The organism is Acidobacteriota bacterium (assembly GCA_038040445.1).
GTDB classification, from domain to species: domain Bacteria; phylum Acidobacteriota; class Blastocatellia; order UBA7656; family UBA7656; genus Onstottus_A; species Onstottus_A frigus.
The window spans coordinates 1-26,936 of record JBBPIG010000037.1 but is presented as its reverse complement, the minus strand read 5'-3'; the positions used below and the strand labels follow the sequence as shown (position 1 = coordinate 26,936).

20 protein-coding genes are annotated in these 26,936 nt (G+C 57.9%); 7 read left to right on the top strand and 13 right to left on the bottom strand.

Annotated features, from left to right (window positions below; genetic code table 11):
- Positions 1 to 248 precede the first annotated feature (248 nt).
- The 5 genes from AABO57_26325 (at position 249) to AABO57_26305 (ending at position 7,658) form a co-directional block, all read left to right on the top strand.
- Positions 249 to 2,111 (top strand): 2-oxoacid:acceptor oxidoreductase subunit alpha, encoded by a 1,863-nt coding sequence (locus AABO57_26325; GenBank protein MEK6289244.1) that lies wholly within the window; start codon positions 249 to 251, stop codon positions 2,109 to 2,111.
- A gap of 95 nt (positions 2,112 to 2,206) precedes the next feature.
- On the top strand, positions 2,207 to 3,268 hold the full coding sequence (locus AABO57_26320; protein ID MEK6289243.1) for a 2-oxoacid:ferredoxin oxidoreductase subunit beta: 1,062 nt from the start codon (positions 2,207 to 2,209) through the stop codon (positions 3,266 to 3,268).
- A gap of 193 nt (positions 3,269 to 3,461) precedes the next feature.
- A complete protein-coding gene (locus tag AABO57_26315; GenBank protein MEK6289242.1) occupies positions 3,462 to 5,732 on the top strand; it encodes a YCF48-related protein in 2,271 nt (756 codons plus the stop codon).
- 124 nt (positions 5,733 to 5,856) lie between these two features.
- Complete coding sequence (gene sucC, locus AABO57_26310; protein ID MEK6289241.1) at positions 5,857 to 7,014, top strand: ADP-forming succinate--CoA ligase subunit beta; 1,158 nt, start codon at positions 5,857 to 5,859, stop codon at positions 7,012 to 7,014.
- Positions 7,015 to 7,097: 83 nt separating this feature from the next.
- Positions 7,098 to 7,658, top strand: a complete 561-nt coding sequence (locus AABO57_26305; protein MEK6289240.1) for a Uma2 family endonuclease — start codon at positions 7,098 to 7,100, stop codon at positions 7,656 to 7,658.
- Here the strand turns inward: AABO57_26305 and AABO57_26300 are convergent.
- The 13 genes from AABO57_26300 to AABO57_26240 all read right to left on the bottom strand — a co-directional run bounded on the left by AABO57_26300 (position 7,614) and on the right by AABO57_26240 (position 23,230).
- Positions 7,614 to 7,898 (bottom strand): hypothetical protein, encoded by a 285-nt coding sequence (locus tag AABO57_26300; GenBank protein MEK6289239.1) that lies wholly within the window; start codon positions 7,896 to 7,898, stop codon positions 7,614 to 7,616. The two genes, AABO57_26305 and AABO57_26300, sit on opposite strands and share 45 nt — an antisense overlap.
- Before the next feature lie 230 nt (positions 7,899 to 8,128).
- A complete protein-coding gene (locus tag AABO57_26295; protein ID MEK6289238.1) occupies positions 8,129 to 9,805 on the bottom strand; it encodes a tetratricopeptide repeat protein in 1,677 nt (558 codons plus the stop codon).
- A 448-nt stretch (positions 9,806 to 10,253) separates the two neighbouring features.
- Positions 10,254 to 11,411 (bottom strand): AAA family ATPase, encoded by a 1,158-nt coding sequence (locus AABO57_26290; GenBank protein ID MEK6289237.1) that lies wholly within the window; start codon positions 11,409 to 11,411, stop codon positions 10,254 to 10,256.
- 13 nt (positions 11,412 to 11,424) lie between these two features.
- Positions 11,425 to 13,068, bottom strand: coding sequence for a proteasome accessory factor PafA2 family protein (locus AABO57_26285; protein MEK6289236.1), 1,644 nt, complete (start codon positions 13,066 to 13,068; stop codon positions 11,425 to 11,427).
- A 2-nt stretch (positions 13,069 to 13,070) separates the two neighbouring features.
- Positions 13,071 to 13,274, bottom strand: a complete 204-nt coding sequence (locus AABO57_26280; GenBank protein MEK6289235.1) for a hypothetical protein — start codon at positions 13,272 to 13,274, stop codon at positions 13,071 to 13,073.
- Positions 13,271 to 15,034 (bottom strand): proteasome accessory factor PafA2 family protein, encoded by a 1,764-nt coding sequence (locus AABO57_26275; GenBank protein MEK6289234.1) that lies wholly within the window; start codon positions 15,032 to 15,034, stop codon positions 13,271 to 13,273. Before AABO57_26275 ends, AABO57_26280 begins: the two co-directional genes overlap by 4 nt.
- A gap of 196 nt (positions 15,035 to 15,230) precedes the next feature.
- Positions 15,231 to 16,919 carry an AAA family ATPase gene (locus AABO57_26270; GenBank protein MEK6289233.1) on the bottom strand — a complete coding sequence of 563 codons (1,689 nt, stop codon included), beginning with the start codon at positions 16,917 to 16,919 and terminating at the stop codon, positions 15,231 to 15,233.
- A 204-nt stretch (positions 16,920 to 17,123) separates the two neighbouring features.
- Positions 17,124 to 18,164, bottom strand: a complete 1,041-nt coding sequence (locus AABO57_26265) for a Mov34/MPN/PAD-1 family protein (GenBank protein MEK6289232.1) — start codon at positions 18,162 to 18,164, stop codon at positions 17,124 to 17,126.
- A 199-nt stretch (positions 18,165 to 18,363) separates the two neighbouring features.
- The gene (locus AABO57_26260) at positions 18,364 to 18,648 is read right to left on the bottom strand and encodes a hypothetical protein (protein MEK6289231.1); all 285 of its coding nucleotides are present in this window, start codon (positions 18,646 to 18,648) and stop codon (positions 18,364 to 18,366) included.
- A 19-nt stretch (positions 18,649 to 18,667) separates the two neighbouring features.
- Positions 18,668 to 19,624 (bottom strand): hypothetical protein, encoded by a 957-nt coding sequence (locus AABO57_26255; GenBank protein MEK6289230.1) that lies wholly within the window; start codon positions 19,622 to 19,624, stop codon positions 18,668 to 18,670.
- Positions 19,625 to 19,641: 17 nt separating this feature from the next.
- Positions 19,642 to 20,181 carry a hypothetical protein gene (locus AABO57_26250; GenBank protein MEK6289229.1) on the bottom strand — a complete coding sequence of 180 codons (540 nt, stop codon included), beginning with the start codon at positions 20,179 to 20,181 and terminating at the stop codon, positions 19,642 to 19,644.
- Between the two features lie 76 nt (positions 20,182 to 20,257).
- Positions 20,258 to 20,902 carry a hypothetical protein gene (locus AABO57_26245; protein MEK6289228.1) on the bottom strand — a complete coding sequence of 215 codons (645 nt, stop codon included), beginning with the start codon at positions 20,900 to 20,902 and terminating at the stop codon, positions 20,258 to 20,260.
- Positions 20,903 to 21,433: 531 nt separating this feature from the next.
- The gene (locus tag AABO57_26240; GenBank protein MEK6289227.1) at positions 21,434 to 23,230 is read right to left on the bottom strand and encodes an NAD-binding protein; all 1,797 of its coding nucleotides are present in this window, start codon (positions 23,228 to 23,230) and stop codon (positions 21,434 to 21,436) included.
- Between the two features lie 181 nt (positions 23,231 to 23,411).
- On the opposite strand from AABO57_26240, the gene AABO57_26235 reads away from it, so the two are divergent.
- Complete coding sequence (locus AABO57_26235; protein MEK6289226.1) at positions 23,412 to 26,183, top strand: DUF4062 domain-containing protein; 2,772 nt, start codon at positions 23,412 to 23,414, stop codon at positions 26,181 to 26,183.
- Positions 26,180 to 26,926, top strand: a complete 747-nt coding sequence (locus AABO57_26230; protein MEK6289225.1) for a WD40 repeat domain-containing protein — start codon at positions 26,180 to 26,182, stop codon at positions 26,924 to 26,926. Before AABO57_26235 ends, AABO57_26230 begins: the two co-directional genes overlap by 4 nt.
- Positions 26,927 to 26,936 lie beyond the last annotated feature (10 nt).

The window sequence follows — 26,936 nt, the reverse complement described above, 5'->3', positions numbered from 1 at the left end:
TGGGCACCGTCTGAAACTTCCGCCTTGTCCACTATTACAATTCTCAGCCTTGAAAGTTCCAATATAAGCCGAAGGGTCTCTGTTTGCAGATCTTTTTCGACGAGGCGGCAGCGATGGCTTCAACTTGCGTTGCTTTACGTTGTAGTATGTAGTTGTGTAGAATTTCGAGCTTTGGAAGGACAGATCAAACGAAGAAGATGAGAGGTGAGCGGGCCTCCTGATCCTCTCTCATAACAGGACAAGCTATCATGGAATCAATAACGATTCTCGACAACGTCGAAGACAAACACATCGAAGAGCTGGAGACCGTTACGATACGGTTCGCAGGTGACTCGGGCGACGGCATGCAGCTCACCGGGACGCAGTTCACGAACACGGCTGCCGTAGTCGGCAATGACATCTCGACGCTGCCCGACTTCCCTGCCGAGATTCGCGCGCCTGCCGGATCGCTGCCGGGCGTTTCGGGGTTTCAGTTGAACTTCTCGAATCACGACATCCGCACGCCGGGCGACGAGCCTAACGTGCTGGTTGCGATGAACCCCGCGGCGCTCAAAGTCAACATCGCGGATCTTGAACCAGGCGGCATATTGATCACCAACACCGACGCCTTCAGCGAGAACAACCTGAAGAAGGCGGGCTACCAGTCGAACCCGCTTGACGATGGAAGTCTCAGCGGCTACCGCCTGTTCAAACTTCCGATCACAACGCTCAACCGGGCGGCGCTGCGCGATGCGGTGAAGCTGTCGTCCAAGGATGTCGATCGCTGCAAGAATTTCTGGGCGCTTGGAATGATGTACTGGCTTTACGACCGGCCGCTTGAACCGACTCAGCGGTGGATACAGGGCAAATTCAAGAACCAGGAACTTCAGACGGCGAACTTGACTGCGTTGAAAGCTGGATTTGCTTATGCGGAAGCGGCTGAGATATTCACCACTCATTATCGCGTGCGCCGCGCTGCGATCGCTCCCGGCAAGTACCGCAACATCACCGGCAACGAAGCGACCGCGCTTGGGTTTGTGGCGGCGTCGGTGCTTGCAAAGCGGCCGCTGTTCTACGCGAGCTACCCGATCACGCCGGCCTCCGACATCTTGCACGAGCTTGCGATTCACAAGAACTTCGGAGTGAAGACTTTTCAAGCCGAAGACGAAATCGCGGCTATGTGCGCGGCCATCGGCGCATCCTTCACCGGCAATCTCGGATTGACCGGCACCAGCGGCCCGGGCCTCGCATTAAAGAGCGAAGCAATCGGACTTGCGGTGATGACCGAGCTTCCGGTCGTGATCATCGACGTGCAACGCGGCGGCCCGTCAACCGGCCTCCCGACGAAGACTGAACAAGCTGATTTGCTTCAAGCGATGTTCGGCAGAAACGGCGAGTGTCCGGTCGCGATAGTCGCTCCCGCGACTCCCGCTGATTGCTTCCACATGGCGGTTGAAGCGTTCCGCATCGCGACCAGGCATATGCTGCCGGTGATTTACCTTTCGGACGGCTACCTGGCCAACGGCGCGGAGCCGTGGTTGCTGCCGAAAATGGACGAGCTGCCTAGGTTCGAAGTCAAGCTTGCCACCAACGCCGAGGGTTTCAACCCGTACAATCGCGATCCGGAAACGCTTGCGCGGCCCTGGGCAGTACCCGGCACGCCAAACCTGGAACATCGCATCGGTGGGATCGAAAAGGAAGACATAACCGGCAACGTCTCCTACGAACCAGAAAACCATATGCACATGGTTTTGACTCGCGCGGAAAAGGTCGCCCGGATCGCCTACGACATACCCGACGTCGAAGTGTTTGGCGAGCCCGAGGGCCGCTTGCTGGTGATCGGCTGGGGTTCTACCTACGGCTCGATTACATCGGCGGTCGAGGAGATGCAACGCAGCGGCAAGTCAGTTTCGAGCATTCATCTTCGTTATCTGAACCCGTTCCCCAGCAATCTTGGCGAGATACTGGGACGGTTCGATCGGGTGTTGATTCCCGAGCTGAACCTGGGCCAGCTCGCGATGCTGCTGCGCGCTCGTTACCTGGTGCCGGCAGTGTCCTTCCCGAAGGTCAAAGGCAAGCCGTTTAAGATCAGCGAGCTTACGGCAAAGATGAATGAGTTGTATGAGGACTGAGATGAGAGGCGAAACACGAACACACCAGGCACATCAAGAGAAATGAGCGTTAGATCTTAGTGGCCTGGTGCCTTTGTGGTTAGAAGGAAAACACTATGAGCACAGATGCAAACATTCCAACAAACGGAGGCGGCTCACAAGCTCCGCCGGTCAAGCTTACTCGAAAAGATTTTGTCTCGGATCAGGAAGTCCGATGGTGCCCGGGCTGCGGCGACTACTCCATACTCGCGCAGATTCAGAAGGTCATGCCCGAGCTCGGCATAAAGCGCGAGAACACCGTCTTCGTGTCAGGGATCGGCTGCTCGAGCCGTTTCCCGTACTACATGAACACCTACGGTTTTCACAGCATCCACGGCCGGGCGCCGGCGATCGCCACCGGTATCAAAGCGTCGAACCCTGATCTCTCGGTCTGGGTCATCACCGGCGACGGCGACGCGCTATCGATCGGCGGCAATCATTTGATCCATATGATCCGCCGCAATCTGGACATCAACATCATTCTGTTTAACAACCGAATCTACGGCCTGACGAAGGGCCAGTACTCGCCGACTTCCGAATTCGGCAAGAAGACAAAGTCGACCCCTTATGGAGTGATCGACTATCCGCTCAACCCGCTCTCGGTCGCGCTCGCGGCAGAGGCAACGTTTGTCGGGCGGTCGGTAGATACTTTCACTTCGCATCTTCAGAAGGTCGTGGAGCGGGCGATGCACCACAAAGGCGTCTCGTTCGTCGAGGTCTATCAGAACTGCAACATCTTCAACGACCACGCATTCGATATGTTCACCGACCGCGGCGTAAGGGATGATGCGATGATCGAAATCGAGCACGGCAAGCCGCTGGTGTTCGGCAAAGAACACAATCGCGGCATTCGAATACGCAACAGCGATATGCATCTCGAGGTTGTCGCACTCGGCGACGAAATCAGCGAATCCGATCTGATCGTACACGACGAGAAGGCGCCGGATTCCTATCTGGCCTACATGCTGGCGCGAATGGAATACCCGGACTATCCAGTTCCAATCGGCGTGTTCCGGGATATCACCAAGCCTACTTACGAGGACATGCTCGCGGGTCAAATAAAGACGGCGACCGAGAAGATGGGTCCGGGGAATCTCGAGAAACTGATTAACGCCGGTGACACCTGGGTTATCGAGTAGACCAGGGACGTAGCATAGGCTCTAGTAGACCGACGAATACTCAAGCCTATGCTGCTCCGCCTTGGCGGTTCTGCCTGGAATCACGCCTTCAGCTATTGTATAGTTGCCGACGCATAAAACGAATCAGCACAAAGCTCGGGCCAACGAAGCCTCGAGGGGTTTAGCAGTTTTCATCAAGGAGTACCGTCAGCTCATGAAATCCCATCGCCTGTTCCCAATCCTCACGCTGCTGCTTGTGTGCGCATCGACTGCTCTGGTGAGTAGTGACGACGCGACTCGGATAGTTTCCTCCAGTACAAGCGGAAAAGAAGTTCGCCGGTTTGAGGTGACCGGGCCGTGGGGCGGCGACGTTCGCGCGCTTGTAGCCTCCCCGTCCGACGCCGACCTGCTCTACCTGGGCACCGCCGACGGACAGATCTTCCGCTCGAACGATGGTGCTCGCACCTGGAAACGGCTCAAACCCGGACTCGATAAGCGCGGACTCTCGGTTGACCACATCGTCATCGATCCGCGGGATCCCAAAACGCTCTACGCCGGCGCGTGGGCGGTCGAGCGCGACCAGGAAGGCGGCGTCTTCAGAAGCAATGACGGCGGCGAGCATTGGAAGCAGCTCGAGGGTACGAAGAAACTGTCCGTTCGCTCTGTGGCCGTCGCTCCATCCGACTCCAATGTTTTGATTGCCGGGAGCGCCAACGACGATCCGAATCTAAACGGGGTCTTCCGCTCGACGGATGCCGGCAAATCATGGGAGCGCATCTCGCCGATCGGCGATAAAGAGATCCGCAACATTGAGTCGGTAGCGATCGATCCGCGTGATACAAACGTCATCTACGCCGGAACGTGGCATTTGCCGTGGAAGACAACCAACGGCGGAGCGACCTGGAAACAGATTGGCAACCAGATCGCCGGCATGATTAACGACTCGGATGTTTTTGGGATCACCGTCGATCCGAAACAGCCAAGTACTGTCTACGTCAATGCGTGCAGCGGGTTTTATCGCTCATTGAATTCGGGGGAGAAGTGGTTCAAGTTTCCCGGCATTCCGTTCAGTGCGCGCCGGACGTACACGCTACTGGTGCACCCATCGAACCCCAAAGTGATTTTTGCCGGAACGAGTGAGGGGTTGTGGCGCTCGAAAGATGATGGCAAGCGCTGGATGCTGCTGACCTCGAAGACGCTGGTGATCCGTTCGATCGTGGTCACTCCAGACAAACCGAACCGCGTATTGATTGCCACCGACGACTTTGGCGTGCGAGTGTCCGAGAACCTCGGCGATGACTTCAGCGACTCGAACACCGGCTTCATCCATCGCCACGTGCTTGCGATCATGCCGGATGCGACCGAACGCGGGCGATTACTCGCGAGCGTCTTCCACGACGGCTCAGGGGGAAGCGTGTTCGCCTCTTCCGATGGCGGCGAGTCCTGGCGGTCTTCTTCAACCGGGCTCGGCGGACGAGACGTGTTCTCCTTCTATCAGATTCCTGCCAACCCCAATGTGATTTACGCCGGCACCAACAGTGGAGTCTATCGCTCGAATGATCGAGGCGCGACCTGGGCCGTCACGGGAGTCAGCCAAATCAAAAAGCCTGAGAAGTCTGCGAAACCGCCGGCGAGAACTACTCGTCCAAGACGACGTGCCGGCGTTACCTGGTCACCAACCCAGGTCGGCCGATATGAAAGCGTCGCAGTTTCAAAACGGACGCCGAATCAGAAATCCAAAAAGCCGGCTCAGAAGCGTCCGGCGAAAAAAGAGAAGCCCAAGCCCAAGACTGAAACGGGTCTGGCGCCTGGGTTCGTCGAGTTGACCCGGGAGGTCGGCGACATCACCAGCTTCACCAACGGCGAAGGCCACGTAGGCTTGCTCGCCGCAACCATGGACGGGTTGTATCGCACCTTCGACGAGTCGAGGGGGTGGGAGAAGGTCTCGATAGACGGCTATGAGTCCGGAGGCCGCGTGTTCTCGGTTTCCACTCACAGAGACACACCGAGAAAGATACTAGCCGGAACCAAACAGGGTCTGTTTATCTCGAACGACAGCGGCGAAACGTGGCAGCACGTTGATCGCGGACCCAGCGATATGTCGGTCAAAGCTATTGCCCAGGACCCGCGCGACGCGCAGTTGGTAATCGTTGGCACCAACCAATACATCTTTCGGTCGACCAACGGCGGCCGCACGTGGGTGCGAAGAGGCGGGGGGCTGCCTTCCGGTGATTTCACGTCGGTGGTCATGAGTCCAACCAACCCCGATGAAGTGATGGCTGCCGAGTATTCGAAAGGCGGAGTGTTTCGTTCTACCGACAAGGGCTACAACTGGGAGCGCGTCGACGTAGAGCTACCATCGAATAGAGTATGGACATTAATCTTCGATCCGTTTGAACGTGATCGCGTCTATCTAGGCAGCTTCTCGAGCGGTGTTTACGTTTTTACTATTCAGCAACGCGCGAACACCACGGGCCAGCAATAGCACAAACGTAGTCCGTAGTCCGTGGTCCGTAGTCCGTAGTCCGTATGTTTAGATGCTACGGCACGAAGTCAAAACCTCCCAACTTTCCTGACTACCGACTACCGACTACGGACTACTACGATAAATGAAAATTCACGAATACCAGGGGAAACAACTTCTCGCCAGGTACGGAGTGCCTGTGCCGCGCGGCGTTGTCGTCACTCACCAAGACCAGGTCCGCAAGGCCGTCGAGCAACTCGGGCTTCCCGTTGTTGTCAAAGCGCAGATCCACGCGGGAGGACGCGGCAAAGGCGGCGGCGTCAAGCTCGCTCGATCCCTCGATGAAGCCATCGACATCGCCAGAAAGATGATCGGCATGAAGCTGGTCACTCATCAGACCGGTCCCGAAGGCCGCGTGGTCCGCACTCTGTTGATCGAAGAGGCTCTCAAGATCAAGCAAGAGTTTTATCTGGGCATCGTATTGGACCGAGCTATCTCGCGCCTGGTCTTCATGGCATCGGCGGCAGGCGGAATGGATATCGAGGAAGTCGCCGCCCGAGAGCCTGAAAAGATTCTCAAAGAAGCCGTCGATCCAGCCGTCGGGCTATTAGCTTTTCAAGCACGCAAGCTTGCATTCGGCATCGGCCTTCCAAAAGAGTTTGTCAACAGAGCGGTGAAGTTCATGACGGCGCTCTACCGAGCCTACGTCGATCTCGACGCATCGCTTGCCGAGATCAACCCGTTCCTGCTCACCGAAGACGGAGAATTGTACGCGCTCGATGCCAAGCTCAACTTCGACGACAACACGTTGTTCCGCCACAAGGAGTACGCCGAGCTTCGCGACCTGAACGAAGAGGACCCTCTGGAGATCGAAGCTTCGAAGTACGATTTGAACTACATCAAGCTGGACGGCAACATCGGCTGCATGGTGAATGGGGCGGGTCTGGCGATGGCTACAATGGACATCATCAAGCTCGCCGGCGGCGAACCCGCTAACTTCCTGGATGTGGGAGGCGGGGCCTCACAGGAACGAGTCGAGAATGCTTTCAGGATTCTGCTCTCGGACAAAAACGTCCGAGCCGTTCTGATAAACATCTTCGGCGGGATCGTGCGCACGGACATGGTCGCCTCTGGAGTTGTCGCAGCCGCGCGCAATATCGGCGTGAAAGTCCCGGTGGTCGTCAGACTCGAAGGGACCAATGTCGAGAAGGGCCGAGAGGTCATCGAGCAATCGGGTTTAGGATTTGTGTCTGCTTCAGGAATGAAAGACGCCGCAGAAAAGGTCGTCGCGCTCGCGAAGTGAGATCACGCAATGGGCGGTGTGATGGATGAAACAGAACCCGGCATCGAACGTTATGATACAGTCTGCGTGAATAGGGACCGATCATGAGCACTCAGATTGAACCACTCTTGACGATAGCCGACCTCGACGCCATGCCCGATGATGGCAATCGCTACGAGATTATTGAGGGGGAACTCTTCGTGTCTCGCTCACCTTTCCTCACTCACCAACGCGTTTCCGGAAACTTGTTCATGCGGATTAGAAATCACCTCGTGGAAGATCCAATCGGAGAGGTCTTGGCCACACCCGGAGTGATCTTCAGTGAATTCAGCGGAGTGATTCCTGACATCGTCTTTTTCAGCAATGAGCGACGAGACGAGATTGCGTCTACAGAACGAATAATGGGCGCGCCGGATTTGATAATCGAGATAATCTCGCCAGGTTCTGAGAATGATCGGAGAGACAGGGTGGCGAAAAGACAACTCTACGGGAAATACGGGGTGAAGGAGTACTGGGTAGTCGATCCGCTGCAACGCACGATAGAAATCTACTGCCGCGTTGGGCGAAACCTGAAACTGCAGACTGTATTGCGAGAGCAGGACGAGCTTACTTCTTCATTGCTACCGGGTTTCAGTTGCAAAGTCGCAGACATTTTTCTGTTCTGAAGCTACTTTTCCCACCAGGGAATTACTCCGTCCATAGAGCGCGTCGATTTCCGCATCGGGCATATACCGCCGCGCGGTCTCCTGACGCTGCAAATACTCCTCGCGCGTGATCGGTCTGGCCTGGCTGGCAATTGGTTTGAGAGGCGCGTCTTGAAGAGCGACTGCGCTCTTTGCGTTGACCCCGAGCGCTACGGACGACAGCGCGCTGAGTTTCACAAACGTCCTGCGGTTTAGATTCATCTTTTTATTGTCTCCAAGTTGCTCGATCGCACCTTATCAGGGCCGTCTTCAGGATCACAGGTCCGGAAGGGTCAAGAAGAGCGGGGGCAAGCCACCCTTCCCGACCCGTGAATCCTGGCAATCTAGTTTTCCCTGTTAGTGTACCGACTAGCTAGTCAATCCAGGTGAACTGATCTATCGAGCCGGGCCTGGTAGTGTCCCTACTAGTTAATCGGTTCAAGTGAGCCGATCTATCGAGCCGCCGGGCCAGTGCTAGCCTGTTTCAAGTAGTCCTGCGCCTCGCGAAGCTCGGGCAGATTCGGGTCGGCTTTGCTCCACTGACGTATCACCTTGGAATAGGTTTCCAGCGCTGCTTTCGTATCTCCCATCTTTGCTGCCGCCCGCGCCGCGCCCAACAACGAACGCGCCCGATTAGGCTGCCGCAGCAGCGAGGTCTCAAACTGCCGTGCGGCTTCTTTAGGACGGCTAGCGGAGAGTAGGATCTCACCGAATAATTCGTGCGACGGCTTAATAAGGCTGGGCGGTCCCGATGGGGGAGACATTTCCTCCTCGATCGCGCTGGCGCGCTTCATCAGTTCGATCGCTTGGTCGTAATTCCCTTTCGAGGCATGGACCATAGCACTGATCTCGTGATGCATGATCTCCGCCGACTTTGCTGCGTAGGATTCACCTCCCTCGGAAAGCTGCTTTGTCAGCGCCTGCAACTGAGCAGAGTATTGAGGTGCTTCGGTAGAGCCGGTCTTCGCCGCCGCCATCCCTCGTATGAAGACGGGTAGCGACTGGTTGCTGCGACGCCTCCCTGTTGCAGGCGCCGGCGGCGCATTGTGCGCCGCGTGTCCCGCCATTCCCTCGGCTGATGAATCTCCCCCGGCACCGAACAGCTTCACCACCAGGTCCCACCGCTCGGTCTCGACCACAAACGCAACGGCCATATCCTGGTTGTATCGCGCAACCCCGGCGTCGTTCTTCGCCTGCTCAACGTCGCTGCGTTTCATTGACAGTAGCTCTTCAGCTTTCGCGTACCGCCCTTGCTGCAAGTAAACGTACTCCAGCCAGTGGAGGCTGTGATAATCACGCGCACTGATCGGCAGCCCCTTTCTTTTCACCCACGCATTCGAGACTGCCCAGGCCGACTCATTGGACGCGGCGGCTTCGGGCCACATTCCCAACTGTAAAAAAATGTGAGCAGGCATGTGACGCGCGTGATGAGCTTCGGGAGCTATCTCGGCGTAGCGCCGGGCCGCCGGCAAGGCGAGGATCGCGTGTTCCGGATCATCGAACGAATGAATGATGTAGTGCGCCGCGCCGGGATGGTCGGGGTTCTTCTGATAGACATCGAAAGCGATCGCGCCGGCCAACGTCTGGCGCCCGAATCCCTTGTCGCCGGGACGCACAGTGCCGAGCAACGACAGCGAGTAAAAGCACGCCGCCTCCAAATCATCAAGAGAATTGCGGTAGAGCTTTTCGATCGCCGCGGAATAAGCCTTGTCGCGAGCCAGCTTATCACCCGGCCCGTAAAGCGCGCGCACAGCGTCGACGTAAGCTCGCTCCCGCGCGGTTGTCTTCGACCCGTCCTTGATCTTCGCAAGCGTCTTTCGCGCGGCCTCGGTGTCCTGCTCGGCCCAAAGCGGATGATTGTAGGCCATAGCTTCGCCCCAGTAGCCCATAACAAAGTCGGGGTCGATCTTCGTCGACTCCCGAAACTCGTCGAGCGCTTCTTCAAACCAGAACGAATGAAGCGCGGCGAGTCCCCGCAGGAAATGGACCTGGGCTTTTTCCGAACCGGAGGTCGGAAACTGAACCTTGCCCAGCTTCGTTTGTTGCGCGGTTGCGTTGAGCGATAGCGCTGAGATGATTAAAACGATTGAAGCGACCGACGATTTGAACCTGCTCCCGACTTCCAACATTATTTTACCTCCGCTGCGATGTGCTTCGTTCAGAGCGGCCCAATTCTATCCCCGGTCCCCTACGCTTACAAGCCGGCCGTTAGCTGGCGGTCGGTAAGGGTTGAACTGGAGCCGACCGCTACCACAAATAGGTCGGTGATCAGCAAACTGGTCAAGCTCGCGGTCGGGAAGGAGGGCTTGCCCGCGCGCTGACTGAAGGACCACATCATTTGTGAATCTCCAGCTTAGAAACAGCGGGGGCAAGCCACCCTTCCCGACCGCGAGCTTGAGGTCATAGCCATTCCTGGCAGTCGCATGGTGGACTCAGAGGTAAGCAAAGTGTCCAAGCTCTGTCGGTCATCAGAAGACCTCAGATGCCTTCCCGACCTGCGATCTTGAAGAACCTGCTGCAAGCCTACGGGCAGCATCGCTGTTCAGCCTGGCCGCCGCGCCTTGTTGGCCGCTTGTCTTAGGCATAATCTCCGCCGACCTTCGTGGCTGCCGTGTACACGTCAAATAGGCTCAATTCGCTCTCACCCGCGAGCACGGCTCTCGCCGCTGCCGCATCAAGCAGCGAAATCGCCTTAGCAGGAAAATGTCCGGTCAAAGGAAGCGCGGTCTCGATGACCGCGTTCAGCAGAGATTCTTCGATCGCAACGTGATGGTGCTCGGCGATCCGCTCTCGCAGCGCGAGCAACACCTCACCCGTCTCGCTCAAGCTCATTTCGACAAGCTCGGTTACTAGTAGCCGCCTCATCAAAGGCGCGATTTCGAAACTTGAAAGGTGCACCGGCAGCGTAGTCCCAATAATCCGCGCGCCCAGGTCCAGCGCTTGCCCAAGCAGAAGGTGCCCGCGAGGCACCCCCATCAAAGCCATCTCCAGATGCTCCAGCACGACGACCGTCTGCGGTTGTTCCTCCACGTCTTTGAGAAGCGCGATCAGCACGCTCTCGCGCTCGGAATCAAACAGAGTTCCGGCCATCACCGCGCTGAGCTCCACCGACATAACCTTGAACTGCGGCCGGCACTGCTTCAGCTTTCGCGCGACTGCGCGTACCAGGTTTGTCTTGCCGACACCGGACTCTCCGGCGATCACCGGCAAACGCACTTGCCATTGGAGCAGACCGGAGACGACCTCTTCGACCTTCTCTTCGCGTCCGATCGTCGGCTCGTCGATAGCGTCCGCCGCGCGAACGCGAATCTCCGTGGCAAAGCTCGCAAGAAGCTTTCCCCGAGTCTCGGGCTCCATGCCTGGCGCAAGCGGCTTCAACTCGGGCTCGCGACCGTCGAAGCCTACGGCGTCGAGCGCCTCCTCGATCACCTGCTGAATGTTCGCTCGAACGTCGTGCCCGACGAATAGCACCCGCCAACCCTGCTGCGTGTGACCGCCAACGAACGCGCGCGCCATAGCGGAATCCGACCCGGTGTAGTCCAGGTCTTCATCGACACAGATCAGGTACGGCATTCCTTTGCGCGGCCGTTTGATGAGCAGATTCGTCCGCGGCTTGCTGAAGAATTGATCGTTCGCCGGAACATTCCGCAGCAAGACCGTGTCGTTATCCGCCACGTCGATATGAACCCGCAGATGCTTCAGTCTCTTGGCCAGCTCTTGTTCCAACTCGAACACCGGTCGTTTCTCCTTAGCGCGCAAGGCAATTCGACGCTGAACGCCAGACGGTGGTGTCCCCTCTCAACCCCTCCCGGCTGAGCAACTCGATAAACGGACTAAGGCTGCTCGCTTGAGCTTCGTCCAGGTTGAGCCACCGCTCTTCGCTTTCAAACGGCTCCGATAGATCGAGCACCCGTTTCGCTACCAGATCGACCACGCCTTGCCAGTCGCACTTGTAGTATCCATTCTGACCGGCCAGCCGGCGGACGACCTCTCCTCGAACACGCGCGCGCCCGGCCGCGGGCGGATGAGTAGCAGCGTATTCTATGTTGTCCACTCCCGGAACATGATGTTTCAGCACACCCGCTCTATCGAGACTCGCAAAAATACCTTGCCCGCCGATTTGCCCAAACCGTGTGTCGATCTCGAAGAGCTCCTCTCTGAGCTTGAGCACCGATTCGATCGCATCCCAGCTAAGACCGTTCCGATCAGTGAACTCCGTCAGTCGTTTCATTGCCGGCTTCGCCGTGCTCCACTCGTTCAGAATGTGCTCGGCGCTCAGCGGCTGGTCATATTCACCACCGACGTCGACCACCTGACGAACCTCCTGGAGCACGCGCGTCCACTGAGGAAGCGAGCTCCACGCAACACCTTTGCTGTTTGCATAGCCCTCGTACACCGAGCGTTTGATTGCCCAATCCAGATTCGCCGCCACCGATTCAGGGGCGTCGAGCAAGCTATTCAACATCGCCCGCCACTTGCAACAGACTTCTTCCGCCCACGCCGGCATGCACGGGTCACCGGCGTGTTTCTCGGCCATGCTCAGGTAGTGATACTGGATCTCGATTGCGCTAAGACGCCGCCCTGTGGTCGTTTCCACACTCTTAGCGCACGACTGGTCCATCGCGATGGTTTGCATAGCTTGCAGGGGCGAGCGTAGACCAACCCCGTGACCGGGGTGCAGCCCGGCTTCTACCATCGCGACCACCAAAGCGGTCGTCGCCGCCTTCAACCACATGCCGGTCTCCGAGCACAGGCTTTCGCCGCAGATGATGTGAAGCCGGTGATAGCCAGGCTTGCTCAGCGACTCATCCTTTGTGTGAAAAATCCCACGATCAGAGGTCGAATTGTTCGACACCACGTTTGCCAGGTGAGGCACCCGTGGCGAAAGAGTGAACTCAAATCCCCTGGACACGGAATCGAACCCGCCCGCTCCCGTGTAGATGATCCGCGTGACCAGGTGGGGGATGATTTCGTCCGACATCGCGCTGGGCGACGCGCGATGCAGGTACGACTCATGGCAGCCCCAGGTCACATAGGTGCCGCCGTAGTCGACATTCGACTTGAACAGCATCAGCTTGCACTCTCGCAGTTCGCGCTCGAGCTCTTCTGTCAGGTTCGCGAGCACTCGCTCGCCGGCGAGAATGTACCGAACTACGTCCCACGGGTTTGTACACTCGGGCGTGGTCAACTCAGGGTGATTGCCGTAGTCGATATAGAATCGCGAGCCGTTTCCCAGGTACATGCCGCCGTGCACGTCGGGCAGGTGCACAAGCCTTCTCCGGGCCACTCCGAACAATTTCTTCAAGAGCTCGGTTTGGTCGAAGCCGCCGTGCCACTCCGTCATGGCGCTGAGCGCGTATTCAGTTTCTACCCCCATTAGCCTTTCGGCCATGGCTATTGACCTCCCTGTTGACGGGTGGCTTTCAAGAATGATTCGCTGTTGCCCGATAAAGCTCTTTGAATGGCATCCGCGCCCGCGGCAAGCAGGCTCTCACCCGCAAGCCGCATTCGCCGCAAGTTGGCGTCTCCCGAAGCATCACCGGCTGGGTCTCGCTCATCCGGTGGCCGATCGTCTTCGAGCCTTTCACGCATTGTCATCTCAACGTCCTCCCTTTTTCCCTCTTGTCTTTGCGCGGCGCACTGAAACCGATTGGAGCCAATTCAATCCTCGCCTCTCCCTCACGTTTCGATTCGCCTTGCATATTGCTCTCTGCCGCTCCCAGCGCATCAAGCAACTCGTCAAGCGTAGTCGCATTTTCGAAGGCGCGCTCGCAAGCTTCCTTACTAAACGCGAGCGGATTGGCCAGCTCGAGCTTGCGATAGATGGTCCTGTAGCGCTCATACCCCGTCTTGAAACCAATCGCATCCCAATCCACATCATCTACGCCGTCCGGCCCGGCCCATCGCAGAAGCATCGCCCGAGTCCACGCGCGCGTGTCTTCAGGCGGACTGACCGTGAAGCGTTCGATCTGCTCGTTACCCACCACGCGCTCTACGAATCCGCCTTCTTCATAAGCCCAATACAAACCCTCCGACGGGTCCAGGCTGGAGTAGAGAAGATCGAGATGTTTGATCTCAGGCGAATCCCAGGTCAGGTCCGGCCGCTCATCAAGCACCTGCTGCAAGATCGAAAGCTTCAACACCCAATCGAGTCTCGGCGCAAGCGGTTCGAAATCGCCCGCCTGAAGCTTGAGCAAGGTGTCCTCCCACAAGGCAAGAATCTCGTTTGCCCTAGGGACTATTTCGTCGCACCCTCCGTGCTCGACGAAACCTTTCGCGTCTTCCAGAAATCGCAACTGAAGCTCGACTGCGGTCAGTTCCTCGCCTGACGTCATCATCGCCCGGGCTTGAAGCGTCGGATCGTGACTCCATCGCACAACCGCTTCCACCGGATCGTCGAGCAGCAATTCGGGATTCACCTGCTCGGCCTCAATCATCGACAACACGATTTGCATCACTCCGACTTTCAACAGGCTCGCGGTGTGGCACAACGTGTTGTCGAAAAAGATCACGTGCAGCCGGGCCATCTCTTGCGAAGCGTCATCATCGTCCCGGCCGCGGCGGTTTCCGCAAAGGGGCTCGTCGCGGCTGTTCACGATAGGGCGATTATGAGTCGTCTGCGATCCCACCAACTGCTCGAAGAAGTCGGCGCGTTGGGACAACTGAAACGAAACGTCCGGCGCACTATTCTCGCTTCCGGCTTTTCCCTGCCCCGTGTAGACGATGCTCGACGCTTGAAACGCCGCCAGGTACAGCATGTAGTGAATCTTTCGCCGGAAGATGTTCTCCCACGCCTGACGAGTTATCAGAAAGTCGAGGTGGCTGCCATATGAGTTGCCTTTCCCGTCGCTGTTGTTGACCAGCACCTGAATCTTGTTTCGCGCGGGTAGCTTTTCGTTAGCCGCCTCGAGCGCCGCGCGGGCGATTCTTAACATCGCGTGCCAACACGCGACGTGGTCGTAAGCACTCAGCACTTCGGGCAAGCATAGCTCGAGATGATCGAGGTCGATGTAAACGCAGCCGCCGTTTGAAGCGAGATACTTGCGGCCCCAATCCTGCGGATTCACCGCGACCTGGCCGTTCGAGCCTCGAGTACTCGCCCCGTCGCCGGCGTCCGAGGAGCTTCGAGCGCGCCTGCACGCAGCGCAATCGCACGCCTCGCCACGGGACTTCTGGACTCGCGGCAGGCCGTCGATCTCCCGCAACAACAGGCGCGACGCCTCGTAACCTGTCCCGCGTTTGGTCTCTAGGCCAAGGAGAAAATTACCGAGCTCAATATCCGCACCGCACAGCTTGGGCAGGCACTTGCGCTCCGGCTTTCGGTTACGCGGTTGATTTTTGGTTCCGCTCTCTCTCATTTCAATCCCTGTCTAGCGTGGCGGCCGGACTTTGCGTCGATTCGAAGGACGAATTTCAAATTTCAGATTTCAGATTCCAAATCTCGATCATTCAAGTCCCAAATTGTTATTTCTGATATCACCGTTTCTCAAAACGTCCGGGATCTCAAAGCACCACTCTGAGATTTGAAATCTGAAATCCTTCTCCCGCCCTCCCTCACGCAACGTGCAAGTACGCGTGCGGTCGCGGCACTTTGCGCCGAATCGGTTCGACTCGCACCGCATCAACGTCCTGGGGCAAGTCGGTGAGGTAATCGCGGCAGTTCGCCGACGTCAGCGACCCCGCAAGGCATTCCAGCTCGTCAGCGATCGCCGACAACACGTGCTTCAGTCCCACACCGGACTGCCCGGTTTCAATTTCCTCCACGCATGCGCGCTCCTTTGCCGCCAGCGCAATCTTGGCAATGCTCGCGCCGCTGATCAGCTCCTTCGCCCGTACCGTGCGGCGCTTGCCGTCGCGAAACGTGATCGCCAGCAGCTCGCTGTCGCCGTTCGGCGAGTAGATCCTCGACACAGCCGACTCGATGATCTCGCGGCGCGCGGCGTTTGCGGCAAAGCCCTCGAGCGCGTACGGTATGCCGGATTGTAGATGCTTGCGTAAGATCTCCCGCGCGGCCTTCATATTCGGCCTCGGAACTTCGAGCACCAGATCGCCGAGCCTGCCCGGCCGCAACAGCGCGGGGTCGATCGCGTCGCGGCGATTGGTCGCCGCGACCACCAGTACGTTTCCGCGCGAATCCAGCCCGTCAAGCTCGGTCATGAACGCAGTCAACACGCGATCGTCAACCCGCATTAACGACTGCCCACGCGATGCGCCCAACGAGTCTACCTCGTCGAAGAACATCACTACCGGCACCTCCGGTTCCTGGTCTCCCGCCTCGCGCGCGACGCGGAACGCCTCGCGGTAGTTTGCCTCGCTCTGCGCGTACCACATGCTGTGAAGGCTCGCGGGCTTGATGTTCATGAAGCGAGCGCGCCCCGACTTCGAAATCGTTCCGAGCCAGTTCGCAAGTGCGCGCGCCATCATCGTCTTGCCGGTACCCGGCGGTCCTACCAGAAGCACCGAGCCCTTCTGACGAAGCTGATACTTTTGCGCCGTGTCGGCATGGTAGAGGTGCAATTGAATCGACCGTTGAAGCCCCTCGATCTGGCGTTCGAGCCCTCCGATGTTCTCGAAGCTCTCTTGCGGAGTCTCCTCGAGAAAGAGCTCGGTTCCCTGCGAGCGCTCGACGCGTTCAAACGCCATCCACGCGCTCCGGTCCCATCGAACCAGATCGCCGGGTTTCAGCTCGTTGCGATCCAGCGAGTCGGCGCCATCGACGATGACTTCGTCGTCTCGATGCTTGATCACCAACCGTCGATCGGGCATGTAGCGGTCGAACCTGGCAGTCTCGCCACTCTGAAAAAAGTTGTAGGGCGACTTGCCGACGACGACGTTTAGTTCGTTGCCGAGCAGCACCTCGTCGCCTACTGCCAGCGAATAGTGGTCTATATCATCAGAAATCGTCACAACCCGGCGCGAGTTGCCGTACATCACCATTGCGGCCTCGCGGCTTTCCATGGGAGCGAGACCGAGAAAGATCGCCGGATGCCAGGGCGGCGACGTCAGTTCATCGAGCATCGACTGAAGCTTCTCGTGAGTGACTCGCGCTTCATCCAGGCCCGACCGCAGTCGCGTCACCTGGTCTATCAGGAAATGATCGACCTGCTGTCCGGCTTCTCTCGACTGCCCGCGAATCAAATGGGCGAGTTGCACCTTCTCCTCGATCGAAGGAGCTTCATCACCAACGGCGGTAAGCTGCTTGAGCAAAGTTTCTATGTCAGCATCTTGTCGCGACCGCATCATTTTCGTCTCCACTTGAACTTGTTCGGCATCCTTCGGTTAAGGCATCTTCGTGAACTAGACAATTGAAAATTGAAAATTGAAAATTGCCGACGGTAGATCGCAGATCGAAGTTGAACCCGATGCTCGATTGCAATTTGCATTTTCAAATTTGCATTTTGCAATTTTCAATTTTCAATTTTCAATTCTTCTCCGTGACCTCGCTCTCTACGAAGTGACGGCACTCTGTTGTTGAGTACCAGCAACATAAAACCCGCGAGACTCCAGCAAGCCTTCTCTCCATCCGAAGGCGGAGAAAGTCACCTCGCCATTCGGAAGGTCGTTCGCCACCAGCGCGATGCTGTAAGCGCTCGGGAACACCGTGCGATGCAGCGCGTGATCGTGCGCGCTGAAAAAGTCTCCGGCCATCTTGCAGACCTGTTGCCGCTCGGCCGAGCAGTCCTTGCACCACTCGCGCACCGGATGCGAGTGCCACCAGCCGAGCATGATCTCGTCCTTTCGGCGAAGGTCGATCGCACCTTGAACTTCGGTCCACGTCTGGGCGGTGAACGTCAGCCTGGTCAAATTGGCTTCGGTGTGCCGCGCGTGAATCTGAGCAGTCACTTCAACGAAGACATCCGGAACCGCGGCATCCCTATGGAGATGTCCGATCAGGATTCCACCCGTCTCCTTAGCCCCGGCTTCGCGGCTCAGAGTGACCGCTTCGTCCAGTACACATCGAGGCACGAAGACCGGCACATCGCCCGCGCACATCGTACCGCCGGGCACAGACCCGGCCACGGCTTCGGCAAGCGACGAATCCTTAATCGCGATCGGCCGCGTGACCTCTTCGGTCGTGAACTGAAATCGTGAGCCGTTCGGCTGCTCACTCTGCTCCCGAAACGCAGCGGCCAGGTATCGGAAGCGCGCGCCGGTTTCGAGTCGTCCATTCTCAATGAAATGACTCGACGCCTGAGCCGCGATCCCTTTGAAGTAGCTGCTCGAGAAATCTGTGGCTACTTCGCGGCCGCCTCCGATGACGGCCACGCGGAACCCTTGGAGATACGGTTCTCCGGCTTCGCGCAGCCAGAGCGGCTGAATCGAGATGACGCGGCCTGTTTCATTCGAGCCGGTTTCGCCTCGGCGCAGCGCTTCGAACTTGGCCCACTCCTCGGCAGGCCCCCAGTCCACTTTTACGGAAGCCTGCCCGAGCGGCGTGTCATCCTCGCGAAACAGCTCTACGACGTAGCGATATCCATTAGTCGGCATGACGACCCCTCTTAGCGTGGAAACAGGATATTGAAAATTGCAAATTGCAAATTTGAAATTGCAAATTGCTGATGGCTAATCTCAGATCGCAGATCGCAGATCGAGGATCGAGGATCCCAGATCGATGTGGGACCCGATGCTCGAGTGCAATTTGCATTTTTCCATTTTCAATTTTCATTTTTCAATTCTCCTTCTTTTCCTAGCCGGCATCGATATTCGGCTGCAGAACGACCTTGTCGCCATTTTGAACTGCATCGCCGACGCGTTCGGATGCGTGCAAGTGGCGCCCCTCGCGCTCGAGTAGCGCGTGATACGTAAGCGGGCGCCCGCTTACATCGTTCTGCGGCAGATTCATCTGCGACAGCATTCCCTGTATCAACTCTCCGACCGTTGCATCGGGCGGCACGTTGCTGACATTGTGCAGCTTCTGGCCTGACACGTCGCTTACCTGAAGCCCAATGCCCAACTGTTGTGGCGTTCCCATTGTTTTTGACCTCCCTTTCTCAATCAGCCGCGGAGTGCATTGCTTCTTCTCTGACTTCCGCAGGGCCCGCGGCAATACCTGCGATTGCCAGATAGTCGTTGGCGATAGTTTCATCCCTCAGAGCCTGCGTCTCGCGTCCGCAAAGTGAACACGCGACTGACAGGGACGAAAGCGCGTGCGCCAATTCAATCGCGGTCGGCGGGGCGACAAACGCAACTTCGAACCGCGCCGCGACACGGCTCTCCTGTTCGTCGACCGACGGGCGAGCCATCCTCACAACTCCTCCGGTCTTGAGCAGCAAGGTGCTGATCGCCTGACGGCTCGTCGCAGCAAGAGCGTCGCAAACCGCGACCTCAACCGACACGTGAGCACCGGAACTACGCTGTTCAACCAGCGCTTGATAGAAGCCTCCTCGAGCGTCGAGATCAATCGCGAGCTTTCCCGCCGCGCGCTCGATGAACGGCCAGCCGGCTTCGCCACACAAACGCTGAAGCTCCTGAGCGCGGCTCTCATCCACGCCCTCACTCTGACCTGATTTCACCACGCGTTTGTTCGTCGCCTCGCCCCGAAAGCTCCGAAGCGCCGCTTTTAGTCCCGCGCACGCTGTCTCGACCCGTCGCGCCGGGTCGTCGTCCGTCTCGCCCTCGCACTCGGTCTCGCCATACTCTTCCTCGAACAGGGGTATGTCCGCGCGGAGGTGAACGGAGCGGTTGTCCGGCATCAGCACGAACTTGCTCGGCCCTTCGAGGGTCGCATTCATCCGAAGCAGGTCCCACATTTCGCCGCGCGCGATTCTATCGGTCAGCGGCAGATCAAGAAGCAGCCACTCGTCGACGGCTCGCGCGGTAACGGCGAACGACTTGCCGTTCCCCAGCGCGAAACTCCAGCGGCCGCCGCCGCTCTGTTCGGCGGAGGCCGCGCACTTCTTCAGCGACTCAAGGACTCTGCCGTCTCGTCTGTTTGCCGGATAAGCCACCCGTTCATCCCACCTTCTCAACTTGTTCGACCTGCAGGCTCAACATATTCGACCTGCAGGTCTAGCGCGCGCCGCTTGAGCGGGCGCCGATCGATCGGAAACCTGTGCTGATTCTCACGCGCCCACACGCAGGCTTCTCTGTTGAGTGCGTCGTCCTCCCTCATCGTCACCTTGTTGTAGGTGATGATCTCGAAGCACTGATACAAAATGTCGACAAGAGCCGTGTTCGGCGCCAGCTTGCCGACGCAGATAAAGGGCGCCTTGTCGCTGATGTTCGGGTGAAACACGTCAAACGGCCCCAGCCAGGTCAGAACTTGAAACGGCTCGGCGCGCCGAAGGTAGTCGGACGGAAACCAGATGCCGACCTCGAAACGATCGGCTTCAACCACGTCACCACCCTCGGACCGCATCAGCCCCTTGCATCGAAACTCGGCGATGTAGCGGTCCGGCGGATCGCCGGCCATCGGATAGATCTCGATAAGATCGCTCGATGCAGCCAGCGCGATGCCGTCCTGGTATTGGCGCTTTAGAAAGGCTTCAAAGATATTGTCCTGCATTTCCTTCCTTTGCGTCTTAAGCGTCTTCGCTTCTTTGCGCGAAATTGATATCTCTTTTCTCGCGCGCGCCTCCCTCTCAGAACCGATAACCCACTCCCACGGCTATCGAGCGGAGATCAATCGCGCCCGTTCCGCGTGAGCCAAGCAACCGATGATTTGTGAATCGGACGTCGACAAAAACTGCCGGCGCTTTGCCGGCAAACAGTTTCACTCCGCCTCCCGCATTCCACATCAAACGGTGGTGTGGTTCCTGATCGTTGATGTTGTCGAGGTCGGCGGATATCAACATCCCTCCTATGCCGCTCGTTACATAAGGCCGTACCCTGCCCTCTCTGACCGCCCTGCGAAGCGGATAAAGCAGCGCCTCGCCGGAGTAAAGCAAAGGCGTTTCAGCGTGATGGGGAAACAGCACGCCAAACTCATTCCTGACCACCACGGCGTTGCCGGTGGTGAGAAAATTAGCTTCCAAGCCAATCAGCTCGCTGTGTACGCCGGCTCGCAAGCCGAGCGCACCCCCGTGATCCAGTCTCGCTATCAGTTGCTCGCCTCCCGTTGCATTGACTCTGCGCGCTACTTGTTTGCCGGCGATCATCGCTCCGAAGAACGTCGCTACCTCGAACCTCGAAGCTCGCGCCTGAGATTGTGTCTGCGCATTCGTAACACCGTTCAGAACGCAGAAAGCAAGCGCGATCAGGCTCAATTTGCCGAGACTGGTTGTCATTTCATCTACCTCCGCGGTTTTCGATTCGCACGTTGAAACGATCCGCTCGATAAGCCGCTCTCTTAAATCAGACCACATCAACAATCGGGCGGCGTGCGCGGTCTCAAAGTCACACGGGTTATCCGCGCGCAAAGCTAGCGTTCGTTCCGGTTTCTCAATCTTCAATAGCAGCAAGTCACAATCGGTCACCGCCATCTCGTTAGCTGACTCTGAACCGAACGCCGGTCGCGAAAGCGACGATGATCTACCCGACTGCCAATCATCGTCTTGGTCATCGCGCCTCTTGCCTTCAAGCTAGCGTTGAGTTCTTGTAGTTCGTTTCTAGGTGGGTGCGAGCAGCGTGCCGCGAGACAGCAGCACGAGAATGTTACGATTTCGCGAGGACGGCGACGGCGCGCGGGCTAGCGGATTGAGTTGCGGAGTTGAGATCGGTTCGTTGAGAACATCGAATGTTGAGTTTAGTGCTCTCGACGTAAGAGTCGTTGATCCGGGCTGGGGCAGTGGGTCACCCGCGCGGGCGATGCGAGTCGCTCAATCTTCCTTTCGGTAGATGCCCCGCCCCACCAGGCGGAGAATCTCCGGAATCGCGTTGATTTGGTTCCAATCCTTCTTCCTGTCCTTCTCTTTGAGCTCATTCCAGAGCACGAGGCTTTCGTTGATCTTGAGTTCGCGCGCGGTCGGCTTTCCGTATTCCCAACCAGCGAGAAAGCGTTCGGCGCACCAGCGAGCGTGTTCCATCTTAGCGAGCAGCTCCATCTGCTTTTCATCGAAGCGCCCGATTCGCTCGGTGCGTTCATCAACGGGACGGTCGACGTAACCAAGCGCCCGGAGCTTGATCGGAATATGGTCCGCGGCCTGCCGGTTGGATTCCTTAAAGTGCTCCGGGAGTTCCCCCCAACGCGGCACCCCTGCCTCGCCGCTCGTGGCCTGATAGTTTTCATGCACGGCTTTCGCCAGGTCATCTTCACTTTCGTGCAACAGAACGTCCCAGGTGTACACGCCTTCTTCCATCCCGAATGCGTGGATATTATTGCTCAGTCCGCGGCCACGACCTTGGTTCGGGAACAACGAGGCGAAGCCGCCAGAAGAAGTCTGATGAATCAACACCCTCGCCGGACGGCCGGCTAATAGCTTCGACAGTTCCAACCCCAGCCGCAGGTTGGTTCGGTCACAATTATTGTCTTCTTCTTCGCCTTCGATGCAGATAGCGTAGGTGACCAATGCGAGGCGCGAGCCCGCCGCCGGACTAAGAGCGGCAAGCGCGCTGATGAAGCCGGCATCGCCGAGCTTATGCACAAAGAAATCCGCGGCGCACACCTTCTGCAGGTTCTTGTATCGTGACGCGAAGCCATTCCAGCCGCTCGGATCCGTGTCCGCAACGGTGATCCGAAGCTGCATGTGGCCTCCCCCAACTTCGTTGGCAAAGTGGCCTATGCGTGCCGCTTGCAGCGCAAGGCTCTTGCCGATCTGGCCAAAGCCGATCACCACCAGATGAACCGCGGTCTGGTCGTCCTGCTGAATTGACTCGAAGTCGAGCGGATACCGGCGCAACGCCTGTCTAGCCGCGGTAGCCTCGAGGTCGAGATCGCTGAAATTGACTCGATAGCCCGGTCCTGTGTGAGGGAAGAGGGCTTCGTCGCTGACGATCGCGCGAAGCTCAGGGTCGCGAATCAAGAGGCGGCAAACAAGCGGGGCTCCTAGTTTCTCCCGTTGCGCAAACTGGCCGGCGATCGAGGCGACGGCTACGTTGGTGTGATCGTCCGGACAAGCAGCAACAAGAAACTCAGCACGCTCTACTCGCGCCCGGCGCAACTGCGCGGGGTCGCGCGCATCCCCTTCTATTACCAGCACCCCGCACGCGCGCGCTTGCTCCAACGCGCCTGAAGCAGAATGCTTCTCGATGGCCACAACAAACCGCCCCCGCTTCCGCCCATCGAGCGCCAAACGCAGACCCAGGTCACCAAGACCGCAAACAACCACGTGTCCCCGCCGCCACGGCAACCACAGTCGCACCAGCAAGAGTTCATCGCGAAACACTTTAACGAAAGCCTTGCCGGCGGCTGCAAAGAACAACCCCGCGGCGAGCATTCGGCCGACGTGCAGTTGCCAGGGCGCCGCGTGTTCCAGATGAGGCGCGTGAAGAATGAACAACTGCAGCGTATGGTAGAAGACCGAGACGGCATCCGGGTGGGCGCCGTGTTCCGCGGCGCTCTCGTATTCCCACAGCCCGAAAGCGCCAAACCCAAAAGCGGTCGCGGCAACAAGCAGGCCGATACGCCATTGCCAGTCTGAGCGATGTTCGGATTTCAACGGATCACCGTGTTTCATCTGAGTTCTCCTCGCCCCTGGCAATCACAGCAGGAGCCTATCCTCTCACAACCCGAAGGTCGCACAAAACCCACTTAGTATTATCTGCTTGCTGCGACGGATGCTAAGCCGATGAGCACGGAGTAGACTACATCAGCGTGATCACAGGGAACCGATAGAGTCGAATCACAGAGGTTGCTCAATGGCAGCAGGTTGGAAGACGGTACGGGTTTTCATCTCCTCGACCTTTCGGGATATGCACCTTGAGCGCGATCATCTGGTTCGCGTGGTGTTTCCCGAACTGAAAGAAAGATGTCGAACCAAACACGTGCAACTGGTCGACGTGGATCTTCGCTGGGGTGTTACCGAGGCCGATGCCGAACACGGAAAGGCGCTCGACATTTGTCTGGATGAGATCGATAGTTGCCGCCCCTACTTTCTCGGAATCCTGGGGCATCGTTATGGTTTTGTTCCCGAAGGTCACCGCCACTCCATCACCGCACAAGAAATCTATCACGGAGTATTGCACGGGAGCATTCCGAAGCAGGTAGTGGACCTGCGCAAGATCCTCGCAGATCAGCTCGCAGATCAACTCGAAGTTCAGCTCGAAGGACAGACTCTCTCGATCGAGCAGAAGGACTGCCTGGTCCGCTGCTACAACTGGGATACGGATAGACACAAGTATCTCCTGCAGGAAGATGTAGCGCCGGAAGATGCAGACATCATCCGCTCTGTGTTCGAGCGCTATTCGATCTACCAGAAGGACCGAAGCTTCTTCTTCTTCCGGAGCGAAGCTCTCTCTCGCCAGATTGCAGGCACAAAGACAATCGACTTCTTCGAGCAGAACCAGGATGATCGGGACAAGCTCGATGCGCTGAAGAAGGAGATTGTAGATGCAGAGTTGCCACATTCCGAATATGACGGCATCGAGGCGTTTGGGCAGCTTGTTCTGAACACGCTTTGGGAGCGGATCGAAGCCGAGGCAGAGCAGGCGCCCAGTGAAGAGAGAGACTGGCTGGGGCAGGAAGCCGAGCTTCATGAGTTGTTCATGGCCGACCGCACGCGTCGCTTCGTTGGCCGCCGCGATCTGCTCGACCGCATGCACGGATTCTGCAACGGCGATGAGAATCCATCGTTGCTGGTGATCATCGGAGAACCCGGCTGCGGCAAGTCCGCTTTGATGGCCCGCTTCACCGAAGAAGCATTGCGCCTGCATCCGGACTGGCTGATCCTCGGGCATTTTGTCGGGGCATTCCCTTCTTCCACGAGTCTGCGCCAGATGCTGCGCAGGTTGTGCACGCATCTAAACCGCGCCACCGGCGTCACTGAAGATGCGCCAGAGGATATCAAAGAATTACTCAAGCTGTTTCCCGAGCTGCTAACAAGCGCGAGCGAGCAGCGAAACCTGTTGATCATCATCGATGCGGTAAACCAGTTGGAGCAGTCCGATCACGCGCACTCCATGCACTGGCTTCCTCAGGTGCTGCCTAAGAACGTGCGCGTGGTGATCAGCACTCTGAAAGGCGACGCGCGCGACGCGATGCTGCAGCGAAGGATCAAGCCGCCGGAAGAGACCGTCACGGGACTCACCGCTCCGGAGATAAGAGAGTTGGCCGGGACGTACTTGCGCGAAATCCGTCACGAGTTTCCAAACCCTGACGTGGAGCGGGAGTTTTATCGAAAAGTAGAACAGGGAAATCCGCTGTACATTCTGGTAGCACTGGAAGAACTGCGGGTCTTCGGCAAGTTCGAAGAGCTGGGCGGCAGAATCAACAGGCTTCCCGACAACGTGCCCGCTCTGTTCGATCAGGTGCTGGAACGCATCGAATCCGACTTCAATCCTGCGCTTGTCGGTGATTGCATGTCTTACATTGCTTGCGGGCGCCACGGTATGACCGCGGAAGAGTTACAGACGCTGCTCAAAGCTCATGCGCCGCGCATTGAACCTGCCGCCGAGGCGCCCAAACTACCTGACATGTTATGGAGCCGCCTCTACCGTTCCCTGAGCGCCTATCTGTTCGAACGTTCCGGCGTGATCGACTTCTTTCATGGTCAGCTCAAGGAAGCAGTTGGGAAACGGTATCTATCGGAGAAAAGCAGTCGCGATGCTGCACATAGCGCGATAGCGGACTACCTGAACGAGCGGTGGAGAGAGCCGTATGCGCGCGCCCTCGATGAACTCCCTCACCAGCAAATGAGGGCAAGAAACTGGGAGGCGCTGGTTGGAATACTTTGTGACCTGCAATTCATCGAGTTGAAATGCCAGGCGGCGATGACCTACGACCTGGGAGCAGACTATGAATCCGCGTTGAGTGCGGAAGGTGTTCCGGTTGAATCGCGATCCGGCCTGGATGACTTTGCCCGCTTTGTGCATGCCCAGAGTCACGAGCTGGTCAGGAAGGCTGCGCTCACTTTCCAACAGGCGGCGAATGAGCCGGACTCTACGGCGCCTGCTCGCGCTGCGCACGCCCGCATGGAAGTGGGACTTGAAACTCGCCCCTGGTTTCAGTATGTGAATAAGCCTCAATCACGCTCGGCTTGCTTGATGACCCTTGAGGGCCATACAAGTTTTGTCGTGGGGTGCGCCTTTTCCCCCGATGGCAGCCGCGTGGTTTCGGCCTCCTGGGACAACACCCTGAAGGTTTGGGATGCTCAGACAGGCGCCGAGCTGGCCACCCTTGCGGGCCATACGTTTTGGGTGGACGCCTGCGCGTTTTCCCCCGATGGCAGCCGCATCGTTTCGGCTTCCTCGGACAACACTCTGAAGCTTTGGGATGCTAAGACGGGAGCCGAACTGGCCACCCTCAAGGGTCACACGGATTCGGTGGAGGCTTACGCCTTTTCCCCCGATGGCAACCGCATCGTTTCGGCGTCCAAGGATGATACCCTGAAGCTTTGGGATGCCAAGACAGGAGCCGAACTGGCCACCCTTGCAGGCCACAAAAAAAAGAGCGTGGTGAAAGGGGGGGCGTGAACGCGTGCGCCTTTTCCCCCGATGGCAGTCGCATCGTTTCGGCTTCCCGGAAGAGCCTGAAGCTTTGGGATGCTAAGACAGGAGCGAAACTGGGCACCCTCAAGGGCCACACAGGGTGGGTGACGGCGTGCGTCTTTTCCCCCGATGGCGGCAGCATCGTTTCGGGTTCCGGGGATGATACCCTGAAGCTTTGGGATGCTAAGACAGGAGCCGAACTGGCCACCCTCAGGGGCCACACAGATACGGTGCGTGCGTGCGCCTTTTCCCCCGATGGCATCCGCATCGTTTCGGCGTCCGTCGATACGACCCTGAAGCTTTGGGATGCTAAGACAGGAGCCGAACTGGCGACCCTTGCGGGCCATACGTGTGAGGTGAAGGCTTGCACCTTTTCCCCCGATGGCAGCCGCATCGTTTCGGCTTCCGGGCTCTTCGAGAGCACACTGAAGCTTTGGGATGCTCAGACAGGGACCGAAGTGGCCAGCCTTGCGGGCCACACGAAGGAGGTGGTGGCGTGCGCCTTTTCCCCCGATGGCAGCCGCATCGTTTCGGCTGGGCTTTTCTCCCTGAAGCTTTGGGATACTAAGAAAGCCGAACTGGCCACCCTCAAGGGCCACACATATGAGGTGGAGGCGTGCGCCTTTTCCCCCGATGGCAGCCGCATCGTTTCGGCCTCCGACGATGGAACCCTAAGCCTGACTAATCCATCGTCTGTTAAACACGTTACTTCGGAAGAGCGCCGATGAGAGGATGTGT